We start from the raw sequence: 11,837 nt of genomic DNA on the forward strand, positions 1-11,837 counted from the left end.
GCGGGCGGGGCCGCTATCCGGCTCCGGCTCCGGCCTGGATGTTGTCGGCGGCCTCCTGCGGGCTGATCTCCGCCGCCTGCGCGGCGCTCCGCAGATCCTGTGCGGTGATGTTGGCCGGATTACCGTGATCGTTGTCGGGCTCTCCGCAGCCACAGCTCAGACACATGTCAATCTCCCTTCTACGAGCCCGCACCTACCCGACAGATAGTAATGAAACGGACGCCCTCCGCAGCGTCAGGGCAGATCCGTCCACGTGACGAGGCCGTGCCGGTGGGCGTAGACGGCCGCCTGCACGCGGGTACGGAGCCCGAGCTTGGCCAGGATCCGCTCGATGTGGATCTTCACCGTGCCGGGTGAGATGACCAGTTCGCCGGCGATCTCGGCGTTGCTGCTGCCGGCGGCCAGGTGCCGCAGCACGTCGGTCTCGCGCGGCGTCAGCGTGGCCAGCTCGCTGGTCGGCGGGCGGGGCGACGTGGCCGCGAACCGATGCAGCAGGCGGGGGGTGACCTGCGGATCCACCAGGCCCTGCCCCTCGTGGGCGCCCCGCACCGCCTCGATGATCAGGCCGGGGTCGCTCTCCTTCAGCAGGAACCCGACCGCGCCCGCCTGAAGGGCGCCGAACAGGTATTCGTCCAGGTCGAACGTGGTCAGCGCCACCACGGCCGGGGCGGGGTCGAGGGCCACGAGGTTTCTGATCGCGGCCAGGCCGTCCATGCGCGGCATGCGGATGTCGGTGAGAACGACGTCGGGCCGATGCCGCCGGGCCATCGCGACGACCTCGTACCCGTCCGACGCCGTCGCCACCACCTCGATGTCCGGTTCGGGCGACAGCAGCAGGCGCAGGCCCTCCCTGGTAGGCGCCTGGTCGTCGGCAACGATCACGCGAATGGTCACGGGTCGGCTCCTTCCTTTTCGCCGAGTTCGCCGAGTTCGCCGAGCGGGAACCGGGCGGTCACGCGCCAGCCGTGGGGCTCTCGCGGCCCGGCCATGAGCGTGCCGCCGAGCAGCGCCGCCCGCTCACGCATGCCCCGCAGCCCGCCGCCCTCGGGCACGCCAGGTCCACCGGGTGCGCCGGGGCCTTCTGGGACTGCCTGCCCGTCGTCCTCCACCGTCGCCTCCACGGCCCCGGACCTGCGGCGGATGCGGACGACCGCGTGCGAGACTCCCGAGTGGCGCATGACGTTCGTCAGCGACTCCTGAACGATCCGGTACACCGCGTACCGGATCCGGGGCGGCACCTCATCGCGGAGCGGGTCGCCGTCCAGGCGGACGCGGAGCCCCTGGCGGGACAGGCGGGCGAGCAGCGGGCCGAGATCGGTGTCGGCGTGTTCCTCTTCGCGGAGCAGGCCGAGCAGCCGCCGGGTCTCGCCGAGCGCGGTGCCGGAGATCTCGGCGATCACGTCCAGTGCCCGGCCGGCGTCCGCGGGCGTGCCCCGCCGCGCCCCCACGGCCTGCAGCCGGATCGCGCTGAGGTGGTGGCCCACCACGTCGTGCACCTCGCGGGCGATCCGGGCACGCTCCTGCGCCCGCCGGACGAGCTCGGCCTGCCGGGCCTGGTCATGGCGCAGCCGCAGGATGTGCCCGAGCGCCACCGGAGCCAGCCCGGCGGCCACCGACCTCGCCAGCCCGGACGGATCCTCCATGGTCCCGCCGTACGCGAGGTCGAGCGCGACCAGCCAGCAGGTCGCGGCCACCGCGGGCAGCCACCGGTCATGGTCGCGGTGGTAGGCGGCCGAGGCGAACGCCGCCACCGTCACCCATGCGCCGACCTCCGGCTGGTGGAGCAGCCGCGCGAGCACGACGACCGCGCCCGAGACCAGCGAGGCCGTCAGCGGCAGGCGGCGGCGTAGGGCCAGCGGCGCGCACACCGCGCAGACCAGCATCACCCACAGGAACGTGTGCCCGCTGGGTGCGCCCAGCAGCGGATACCCCGCGGTCACCAGTGTCGTGAGCAGGGCCAGCGCGGCGTCCTGCGCGAGCGCGGGCAGCTTCCGCCAGGCTCCGATCACATTCGGTTCACCCCCGGGGAATCCTAGCCATCAGGTCCCCGGGGCAGCGCGCCCCGGACGGGGGCAGGGCGCCGGCGGTCAGGTAGTCGTGCACGTATCGACGCAGGCAGGTCGCCCCGAGCCCGGACGCGCTCTGCATGAGGTACGCGGCGTGCCCGTCACCGTGCCTGACCACCCGCGCTCCGGGGACCTGCGCGGCCAGGTGCTCGGCGCCGGAGTGCGGCGTGTTGACGTCCGTGTCGCCGATCGCGATCAGCACCGGCGGCACGCCCTCGGCCCGCAGCGGGTGCGGCGGGTAGGCGGGGCTCTTCCCCATGCCCACGCAGCGGGCGACCTGGTAGCGGCCATGGATCCAGCCGATGCGGGGCGCGACCGCGCGCAGCCGCGACTCGATGGCCTGGAACTCCCGGTATCCGGGCAGGCCGGGCATGAAGTCGTGGCAGAGCATCGCGCCGGCCGGGTGCCCGGGAGACTCCGGCGGGAGCGGCCGCAGCTTCCCCAGGTCCGACGCGTCGCCGTCGGCGGCCTTGCGCAGCGCCGCGGCCAGGCGCGGCCACACGGGCGGGGCGAGCCCCTCCTTCACCGCGAGGAGGAACTCCTCCTTGCTCACCGTCCCCTTGCCCGCGGGGAGCGGGACGCGGGTGAGCAGCCTGTCGAACACCTCGATCGCGTCGTCGCCGCCCAGTGCGCATCCCGCCCTGCACCAGTCGCGGAAGCGCCCCAGCTGCTGTTCCTCGGTGCGGGCGTATTCCGTCAGCCAGCGTTCCAGCGAGGGCCGCGTGTGGTCGGGGACGCTGTCGAGCACCATCCGGCCGACCTTGGCGGGGAACAGCTCCAAGTACGCCTGGCCGTACACGGTCCCGTACGAGTTGCCGAAATAGCGCAGCTCGGGTTCGCCGAGGGTGGCTCGCAGCGCCTCCAGGTCGTGGGCCACCTGCCAGGAGGTCAGGCCCGCGTAGGCGGCGCCCATGGCGTTGTGGCAGGAGGCGTCGTAGGCGGCGTTCGCCCTGGCCTGGGCGCGCCACCCGGCTTCGCCCGGCGCCAGGATGAGCCCCGCGATGCTCGGCTGCGGTGTGTCGCACTCGACGGCCGCGGAGCTGCCCTTGTCGCCCATGCCCCTGGGGTCGATCAGGACCACGTCGAACCAGGTGGTCAGCTCTGAGACGACCGCGGGTGTGGCGCGTACGGGCTGGATGGTCGCGCCGCCGCCGGTGTTGACGACGAGCGAGCCGAGCTTGCGCGCGGGGTCGCGGGCGGGCATCCGCGCGAGGTCGACCTGGGTCTTCCGGCCGTGCGGGCGTCTCCAGTCGATCGGTACGGTCAGCTTGGCGCATTGCATGCCGTCGCCGCACCCGGCCCACGTCAGGGCCGGGGGCGCGGCGGCCACCGGAGCCTGGAGGGTGACCGCCAGCGCCGTCCCCAGGATGAGGGCGGCCAGCGCTCTGGTCGAGATTCTCATGACACCAACCTCGCCCGGAGCGCCCCGCGCCGGCATCTGCCGTCCGGCATATCCTGCGCGGCGGTCTCTCAGCCTCCGGTTGTTCCGCGGCGCCAGGCGATGAACCGGCGGACGTACTCCTGGCAGGCCGGGACGATCGCGAGCGACTCCTGGCCGAGCAGCAGTGTGGCGCAGAACAGCGCCCACCAGAACTGGCCGGTGAGCGGAACCAGCGCGCGGCCCGGATGCCGGCGGGTGAAGCGGCGGCCGACTTCTCGGCGCGAGCCCCCGCTAGGCGAGAACGGCTGACCACCCCCGTCCTTGACGGTGGCCTTCACGGCCTCGACCTTGCGGACCTCGATTCTTCAGATCCTCCTCTCACAGGAAACGTGCGAAGCGCTGAGCTGAGCGTCGTTCCTGAGGAAATAGTCCCAGCACCCCCGATTGGCGCGTCGCCTGCGGGAATCGGGCGTGGACCCTTTTTCTTCCAAGGTGCGACGACCAGGTCGACGCTTCCCGGTTCGCGACTGGTGATCCCCTCGTGTACGTACCAGGTGTCGGGTACGTTCACGGGGGACAGTTCATGATCCTCCTGTAGCCAGGCATCGTCATTGGGAGAAGGATTTTCCGGTGGTGCCTGGAAGAGCCTCGCGATCGTTGCGTTTCGTTCTCGCGCCATTGCTTTGACCTCGGCGAGAGAGCGGTTGCGCAGGTCGAGGCCGGCGAAGATCTCGCCCTGAGCGGTGGGGTCACCTTGGATCTCGTATTTCTCACCGGGGCCGGCCGCGCGGCCGAAGATCAGCTCGATGCGGCCACGATGGTTGACCGGGATGCGGACGCCGCCCTTGCACCACAGGTTCCCGCACCGGCCAGGACCCTCGGCCGACTCGAGCATTTCCAGGTTCTGAGGCCCTCTGCCGTCCTTGACTGTCGCGGAGATTATGGTGCCGACAACGCTAGGCGAGGCGGCCCAGAGCTTGAGGTCGACATCGAGGCCGTGCGCAGCGAATTCATCGCGGAATCGTTGTGGATCCGCGGAAGGATCCACAATGCGCACGTCGATGTAGTCGCCGTTCTTGGTGAACGACAGCGCGTGAGCAGAATCCGGACCTATCCGCATCCCCCCAAGGTCGGCAGGTGCCACGACGATCGCGATGACGATCGCCAGGGCCGTGACGACAGTGCCAGTGATGAGCCTGCGCTTCACAAGCCGGCGTCGCTGGGGAAGAGGCGAGTCCATGATCTGCCGCAGTGCTGCGGCCTGGGCGATCTCCCGCTCGCACTGGCCCAGGCGGGCGCCTATATCGCGCACGCTCCCGGCATCGGCGTGCGCCGCTATCGGGATCTGTTACACAGCTCGCCGGCCCGTATGTACGCCTCTGCCGCGGTCGGGGCCGATCCGGAGCGGTTGATCGCCAAGGTGTGGACGGTCACCCGGTCCCGAATCGAGGACATTAACCCGCTGGCTGTCGACTTGCTGAACCTGCTGGCCTGCTTTGCCTCCCACGACCTACCCTGCGCCGTGCTGTCCCGCGCGGTGGCGGCCGACGAACTGGACGCGGCTGAAGCGATGGGGGTGCTGGCCTCGTACAGCATGATCGGCCTGGTCGGAGATGGCGTCTCCGTGCACCGGCTCGTGCAGGCGGTCACGATGAACGAGCTCGATGACCGGCAGCGCGCCGCGCTGCGCGAGCGGGCTGCCGCAGCACTGGCGGCATCCCTGCCCGACCGCCCCGCTGACCCGGCCAGCTGGCCAGCCTACGCACGCCTGTTACCCCACGCCCTGATCCTTTTGCCGGCGGGCTCGCCTGGCCTGAACCAGACCGTCGACTACCTCGACGCGACCGCCGACTACGTCAACGCCGTACGACTCCAGCAGCACATCGTCGACACCACGTGCGAGCGTGCGGGTCCCGAGCATCCGTCAGCGCTGACCGCGCGGGCACGGCTGGCCAGGTTCACGGGCATGGCGGGTGATGCCGCCAGCGCGCGTGACCAGTACCTCCAACTGCTGCCCCTGTTCGAGCGGCACTTCGGCCTCGAGCACGAGCAGACGCTCACCCTCCGCGTCCTCCTCGCCGAGTGGACCGGCGAGGCCGGAGCCAGGTCGGATTCCCACGACGACTACATGAGTCTGCTGCCTATCCTCGACCGCGTCCTCGGCCCGGAGCACCCGCAGACGCTGTACGCGCGCATGGATCTTGCGAACTGGATCGGGCACCTGGGAGACGCGGTCCGCGCCCGCGAGATGTGCGCCCCCCTGCTGCCCGCAGCCGAGCGGGTATGGGGACACCAGCATCCCAACACCCTTACTCTGCGCGGCTGCCTGGCCCATTTCACCGGCCATACCGGGGACGCGGCTGGCGCGCGTGACCAGTACGCCGCACTGCTATCGCTCCGCAAACGATGTAACGGCCCGGACCACCCTGAGACTCTGGCCACATCGCGAGACCTCGCCACCTGGATCGGAGAAGCAGGAGACCTGCAAGAGGCGCGTGACCGGCTCGCGAACCTGATCCCGCTCTTCGAGCGGGCCTGGGGCGGGGAACACCCCAACGAGACCCTGGTCGCCAAGGAGGCGCACGCCGACTTCACCGGCCGTGCGGGCGACCCGGTCGCCGCCCGCGACCTGATGATCAACCTGCTCCCGATCCGCGAACGCGTCTCGGGCACCGATCATCCCCTGACGCGAGCCGCCCGCACCAACCTGGTCCGCTGGACCGAAAAAAGCCGACACCGTCTTCGTCATAGTTAGGAAGCGTCTGGTGTTCGGGTTCCTTGCAGGGATCCGGACGCGGGCGATCAGGCCGGAGGTGATCGGCTGCGGAGGACTGGGTGACAGAGCGTGCCCCTCGCCAGGACTCGATTCATGCTGCAGAGCATCAGAAGCCGTCACGACCTGGGCAAACATCTTCAAGATCATCCCGGCCATATGTTCGCGGACAGAAGACCTCCCCCAGCTGCGGACACGGGATGTAACACGTTGGCGGGCAGCGGTTCTCCCCGGCTCGACTCAGGTCGATGGGGGGCGATGGGATGTTGACTTAGCGGGTCGGGGGGTCTGTTCGATCAGAGTTTCGGTGGCTCGATCGAGGAGGTCGCAGAACTGCCTGTGCTCGGCTGGGGTGAACTTGTCGATGAAGGCTTTCTCGAGCGCGTTGACTTCTTGGTAGGCCCCGTCGAGGTGGTGCCGGCCGGCGTCGGTGAGGGTGGCGATCATGACTTTGGCGTGCACGGGCGATGGCTTCCGGTCGATGAGGCCCTTGGCCTGCATGCCGGTGAGGACCGTGGCCATGCTCTGTTGGGTGACGCCGCAGGTGCGGGCCAGTTGGGCGCCGGACATGCCGTCATCGCGGGAGAGGTTGAGCAGCACCATGTATTGGGTCATGGTCAGCCCATAGGTACGCAGGGCGGCTTCGTGGTGGGCCATCAGGGCCTGTTCGGCTCGGCGGATCCTGGTGCACAGGTATTCCTCGGCGGGCACGTCGGCCATGGTTGTCACAGCTTCCTCATTTGACTCAGCATCCTGAGACTCGCTAGCGTCTGTGTATCAGGATACTGAGTCAACCAAGAAGGTTGTGAACTATGAAGGCTGTCGTGCTCGCCACCGACGATCAGTTCCGTGTGACCGAGATCGCCGAGCCCACCGCGGGGCACGGGGAGGTGGCGATCCGTGTCGCCTATGCGGGTGTTCAGTGGGGGGATGTGCTGATCCGCGACGGTCACTTCCCGACTCCTCGCCCCTTCGTGCCCGGCTTCGAGGCATCTGGGCAGATCATCGCGGTCGGCGAGGGTGTCGATCCGGCACGCGTCGGTGAGCAGGTCATCGCGCTGACCAGTTCAGGCGGCTTCGCGGAAGTCGTCGTCGTTTCCTCGGTGCTGGCGATCCCGGCGCCCACCGTGGACTCGCGGACCGCCGCCGCGTTCGGCTGGGTCACCTCCACCGCCTACGATCTGATCAACACCGTCGCGGGGGTCCGACCGGGCCAGAGCGTCCTGATCCACGCGGCAGCCGGCGGGGTCGGCACGCTCGCGGGGCAGTTCGCCCGGGCTGCTGGCGCGGGGCGTGTCGTGGGTGTCGTGGGCAATCCGGGGCAGGTCGACTACGCGCGGAAGGTCGGTTATGACCAGGCGTTCAGCCGCGAGGAGTTCCCCCAAGCGCTGGGCGGGGAGCACTTCGATGTGATTCTCGATCCCATCGGCGGCCAGGCCCGGCTGGCCAACCTGGAGCGCCTGGCACCGCACGGCCGGATCGTGGTTTACGGCAACATCGCCACCTTCGAGCCGGTCTCGGTCTCGGCCAACGATCTGCTGATGCAGGGCACGTCGATGCTGACCTACAACAGCAACCTGCTCAGCCAGACCCATCCCGAGCGGCTCGCCGACAGTGCACGCCGCGCGCTGGAACTGGTCGGGGACGGCAAGGTCGGCATCGACATCACCGCCGAATACGAGCTGGCCGACGTCGAGACCGCCATCGCCGATCTCGCCGGCGGAGCGACCCGCGGCAAGAGCATCGTCCGGATCGGATGACGCCAGTCCGGATCTGCCTGGGGCGCTGTCGGCTACCACAAGCACCCCGTGCCGCCGGACGGGTTCGATGAAGACCGACATGGACATTCGCGGGCGAACAGGGCTGACCTTCGGGCTAGAAAGGAAGAGATATGCGGCCAGGGGTCTCAGGCGCCGGACGGTTCGGCGAGAACTACCGGCTCTTCGCAGGGGAGGGCCTGGCCGAGTCCTGCTGTCTCACCTGGGTCGGGCTCGCCGACATCGAAGAGGTTGCGCGGCGGTTTGGCGCCGACCTGGGCAGCGTCCGGGACTGCACCATTGCCGAAGCGAGAGGCGAACTGCCGGCATACCCCGACCTGACCGCGCCACACGTGATCGTCTGCGGGCGTGCGGGCGACCGTGTCGTCGTGATGGAGCCCTTGGGCTGGCATGGCAAGACGGAGATCGAGCAAGTCTCGGCCAATGGGGTTGAGGTCCTCAACCTGTTCGCCAACGTGAACACGCGGCTCAGCCTCAGGCGGGCGTTCGACGGCCGGTTGCTGACCGTGGTCGACAGTGGCGGCCCGCGATTCGCCGGAGGCGAGGACCCCCGCGGCCTCGACGACCGCCTGGGGGACCTGCCGCTGTTCCCACCGCACCCTTATGACGAGCGGCAGGGTGCCTTCCTGGAGCTCGCGTTCACGCTGGTGGGGCACCGTCTGGATGTCGAGTGGTTCGAGACCACGCTCCACCGGCGTTACTTCGTCCCCCGTCGTCGGTAGCCGCACCACTGGACCAGAGTTACCGCCTCATCGGGATAGTCGGGCCTGGCGGCCTTCGGGCTCGCTCAGCAGGGAGGGGACCTGAAGAAGTGCCTTCAAGATCATCTCGCATATATCTCGTGATCATGGTCCTACGGCTGCATACGGGTGCCCTCGGCAGCCCATCAAGGCCCTGGGACGCAAAAGACCTGCGGCCGGGAAACCGCAGGTCAGAGCGCGAATGCCTGGTAGAGAAGAGTGCCCCCGGCGGGGGACCCAGAAGTAGGGAACAAATCACAGCGCCTGCTGAGGACAGCGTTCCTCCTGCTCAGGGACGGACACAGAACCGGCAGGCGAAGATCGAAGCCGTGAGTCGGCTCCCACGGCGTCGGGCAAGGTCAGCCTCGTCGAGGGACGGGCGGTGATCGCGGTGAGTTCTCCTGTCGATCAGGCACGTCTTCAGGAGCGGACCGCTGGCCGAGATGTCGGACGAACAGCTCGTCCGGCATCTCGTCCCCAACCTGCGCAGCATTCTGCTGGAACTCGGCCAGACCCGCACGTCCCCGATCCCCGTCGGCGCCAGCAGGCCGTCGTGGAGAAGGTCACGGCCGATCCGCCAGGTGACGGAGGCCCACCTGCCGGGTGGAAGGTGACCGAGATGACGAGGGGATCATCGCGGTCGAAACGGAACTCCACCCGGAGCGGAATCCTGTAGGAGTCCAAACGATCCGGAAGATCCGCAGTGACAGGGGGCTACCTCGTTCGGCTTCGGCCCTGGGGCGCGCGGGCCAGGTTGGTTCTCCATCATGAGCTCGACTTTCTGGTGCGGTTTCTTGCACGGCATGCTTCCTGCGGTACCACCGCCCTCTCTCGGACACGCCCCCCCGGACGCATCGCTCATCTGGCTGTGAGACGCGTCCAGTCAACGCGGCGCACTCCGAGTCAAGCGGCGTGCAGGGCGGCGTGCAGGGCACCGGCGGCCATCGTGATGGCGGCCTCGGCGGCGTGGGTCTCGCGCAAGGCGTTGAGCATGACGAAGTCGTGGATGATGCCCTGGATGCGGACGGCGGTGACCGGGACACCGGCCTCGCGCAGCTTGTTGGCGTAGGCCTCGCCCTCGTCACGCAGCACGTCGGCCTCGCCGGTGATGACCAGGGCCGGCGGCAGACCGGTGAGCTGCTCGGTGGTGGCGCGCAGCGGGGACGCGGTGATCAGGGCGCGCTCGGCCTCATCCGTCGTGTACTGCTCCCAGAACCACTGCATGGCGTCGCGACGCAGGAAGTATCCGGTGGCGAACCGGTGGTAGGAGCCGGTGTCGAAGGCGGCGTCGGTCACCGGGTAGAACAGCACCTGCTGGGCCAGTGGGACATCGCCGCGCTCCTTGGCCATCAGGGTCAGCGCGGCGGCCATGTTGCCGCCGACCGAGTCTCCGGCCACGGCCAGGCGGGAACCGTCCAGGTCCTTGGACGCGCCCTGCTGCACGACCCACCGCGCGACCGCGTAGTTCTGCTCGATGGCGATCGGGTAACGGGCCTCGGGGGAGAGGTCGTACTCGGGAAAAACGACCGCGGCGTTCGCGCCGACGGCGAGTTCGCGCACCAGGCGGTCGTGCGTGTGGGCGTTGCCGAACACCCAGCCCGCACCGTGGATGTAGAGGATCACCGGCAGCGTGCCCTTGACGCCGGCGGGCCTGACGATGCGGGCCCGGACACTGCCCGTCGGACCGCCCGGGACGATGATCCACTCCTCGTCGATCGCGGGCTTCGCGATCTCGCCGGACTGTACCTCGTCGACCGCCTTGCGGCCCTCGGCCGGCGGCAGGTCGAAGAGGTACGGCGGATTGGCGGTCGCCTCCGCGAAGGCAGCCGCAGCAGGCTCCAGAACCGGCTGAACCGGCTCGACGGCATTGGACATGTCAATCTCCTGGGGTTGGTACACCGGCCCTTCTGGCGACATGACACGGATCATGCGCAGGGCCCCCGGTGAGTGTTGATCGTCACGCTAAGACCACTGCCTGGGCGGTGATTGATGGCGAGCGCACCGCTGCTTGTTTTTCAGCGAATGGCACGTGTCGCCGATCGTCACCCGCCGCTGAGCCGTTCTACTCGGCGGACCAGCCGTCCGCCTCTGGCCGCGAGACGGTCGGCCGGCACCCGGTCGTTCCATTCGTCGGCGCCGTCGTGAGGGTACGTTCAGCGCCCGGGCCCACGACGCGGCGCATGTACTCCTGCCGGCGTCTTCCACAGGACGGCCACTGGATCACGCGGGGCTCGACTTTCCAACGGCTGCACCTGCTGCTGGACAAGCACGCGGCAGAGCAGTTGGAACTCGTCGACACGCTCAGTGGGTTCAGGCTCGGGGTGAAGTCGCGGTCGGTGATCCCGGCACGCTGCCGAGGGCACGCCGCCCCGGGGCGCCGCAGCTCACAGATGTTGTTCACCCAGAGGCCGCCGCGCCGGTGCGCGGCCGGTCGAGGCGGGAGCCGGCGGGGGCCGTCATGCCCGCAGCACGTCGCCGGGAGTTGTATGCCCTCCTGGCGTGGCTCTTTCCGCCCCCTCAGCGAGCAGGGGCGGCGGTGTGCGCCGCCTGCCATTGGCTCGGGGACATGCCGTAGGCGGCCCGGAATGCCCGGGTGAAATGGGCGGGATGGGGGAATCCCCAACGCTGTGCGATCGCCGACACGCTGGGAGCGGATCGCCCGCCGCGGTGGAGTTCCTCGCGACATTGCTCCAGGCGACGCTGCTTGATCCAGCGGCTCACGGTCGTGGCTTCGCCTTGGAACAGTTTGTGCAGGTAGCGCACGGAGATCCGGTGGGCGCTCGCGATCGCCCCCGGGGTCAGGTCGGGGTCGGCGAGGTGCTCGTCGATGAACGTTTTGATCCGCAGGAGCAGCGCATGGGAAGCATCGGGTTCGGCGCTCCCGTCCCCGTCATGGCCGAGTTGCTCGGCGAACAGACTCGCGAGGAGGTTCATGGCGTGGCCCGCGAGCCGCTCGCCCACCTCGGGTCCGCAGTCCGCCGCTTGAGTGGCGAGCCCGGAAAGGAAGCAGGAGACCAGCGCGCCCAGCCCCTGATCTCCGCGGACGGTCGTCCAGGTGATCCGTCTCAGTTCGGCGCTGCTCAGCCCCACGGCGGTCCC

General features: G+C 69.2%; 13 protein-coding genes. 3 read left to right on the top strand and 10 right to left on the bottom strand.

Annotated elements, in window-relative coordinates; all coding sequences use genetic code 11:
* Positions 1–13: 13 nt before the first annotated feature.
* From EJK15_RS71125 to EJK15_RS71130, 6 genes are all read right to left on the bottom strand, one after another.
* Complete coding sequence (locus tag EJK15_RS71125) at positions 14–166, bottom strand: hypothetical protein (RefSeq protein WP_171074732.1); 153 nt, start codon at positions 164–166, stop codon at positions 14–16.
* A 68-nt stretch (positions 167–234) separates the two neighbouring features.
* Positions 235–894, bottom strand: a complete 660-nt coding sequence (locus tag EJK15_RS37090) for a response regulator (protein ID WP_206061326.1) — start codon at positions 892–894, stop codon at positions 235–237.
* Positions 891–2,009 (bottom strand): sensor histidine kinase, encoded by a 1,119-nt coding sequence (locus EJK15_RS76575; RefSeq protein WP_138715151.1) that lies wholly within the window; start codon positions 2,007–2,009, stop codon positions 891–893. Before EJK15_RS76575 ends, EJK15_RS37090 begins: the two co-directional genes overlap by 4 nt.
* Positions 2,010–2,016: 7 nt before the next feature.
* Entirely contained in the window at positions 2,017–3,468 is a 1,452-nt protein-coding gene (locus tag EJK15_RS37100) for an alpha/beta fold hydrolase (RefSeq protein ID WP_171074733.1), read from the bottom strand.
* 68 nt (positions 3,469–3,536) lie between these two features.
* Positions 3,537–3,785, bottom strand: coding sequence for a hypothetical protein (locus EJK15_RS37105; RefSeq protein ID WP_138715153.1), 249 nt, complete (start codon positions 3,783–3,785; stop codon positions 3,537–3,539).
* The gene (locus EJK15_RS71130) at positions 3,782–4,759 is read right to left on the bottom strand and encodes a hypothetical protein (RefSeq protein WP_171074734.1); all 978 of its coding nucleotides are present in this window, start codon (positions 4,757–4,759) and stop codon (positions 3,782–3,784) included. The genes EJK15_RS37105 and EJK15_RS71130 overlap by 4 nt, the downstream gene beginning before the upstream one ends.
* A gap of 57 nt (positions 4,760–4,816) precedes the next feature.
* On the opposite strand from EJK15_RS71130, the gene EJK15_RS37110 reads away from it, so the two are divergent.
* Complete coding sequence (locus tag EJK15_RS37110) at positions 4,817–6,202, top strand: tetratricopeptide repeat protein (protein WP_171074735.1); 1,386 nt, start codon at positions 4,817–4,819, stop codon at positions 6,200–6,202.
* 258 nt (positions 6,203–6,460) lie between these two features.
* Here EJK15_RS37110 and EJK15_RS37115 read toward each other — a convergent pair whose 3' ends face one another.
* Entirely contained in the window at positions 6,461–6,940 is a 480-nt protein-coding gene (locus EJK15_RS37115; RefSeq protein ID WP_138715184.1) for a MarR family winged helix-turn-helix transcriptional regulator, read from the bottom strand.
* Positions 6,941–7,044: 104 nt separating this feature from the next.
* Here EJK15_RS37115 and EJK15_RS37120 point away from each other — a divergent pair, with 104 nt between their 5' ends.
* Positions 7,045–7,980 (top strand): quinone oxidoreductase family protein, encoded by a 936-nt coding sequence (locus EJK15_RS37120; RefSeq protein ID WP_206061328.1) that lies wholly within the window; start codon positions 7,045–7,047, stop codon positions 7,978–7,980.
* Between the two features lie 131 nt (positions 7,981–8,111).
* Positions 8,112–8,720 (top strand): hypothetical protein, encoded by a 609-nt coding sequence (locus EJK15_RS37125; RefSeq protein ID WP_138715156.1) that lies wholly within the window; start codon positions 8,112–8,114, stop codon positions 8,718–8,720.
* Positions 8,721–9,027: 307 nt separating this feature from the next.
* Here EJK15_RS37125 and EJK15_RS77815 read toward each other — a convergent pair whose 3' ends face one another.
* From EJK15_RS77815 to EJK15_RS37145, 3 genes are all read right to left on the bottom strand, one after another.
* Positions 9,028–9,312, bottom strand: coding sequence for an SsgA family sporulation/cell division regulator (locus EJK15_RS77815; protein ID WP_138715185.1), 285 nt, complete (start codon positions 9,310–9,312; stop codon positions 9,028–9,030).
* A 329-nt stretch (positions 9,313–9,641) separates the two neighbouring features.
* Positions 9,642–10,613 (bottom strand): alpha/beta hydrolase, encoded by a 972-nt coding sequence (locus EJK15_RS37135; RefSeq protein WP_138715157.1) that lies wholly within the window; start codon positions 10,611–10,613, stop codon positions 9,642–9,644.
* Positions 10,614–11,255: 642 nt separating this feature from the next.
* On the bottom strand, positions 11,256–11,828 hold the full coding sequence (locus EJK15_RS37145; RefSeq protein WP_138715158.1) for a helix-turn-helix domain-containing protein: 573 nt from the start codon (positions 11,826–11,828) through the stop codon (positions 11,256–11,258).
* Positions 11,829–11,837: the final 9 nt, after the last annotated feature.

Source organism: Nonomuraea basaltis, assembly GCF_005893125.1.
Lineage (GTDB): Bacteria > Actinomycetota > Actinomycetes > Streptosporangiales > Streptosporangiaceae > Nonomuraea > Nonomuraea basaltis.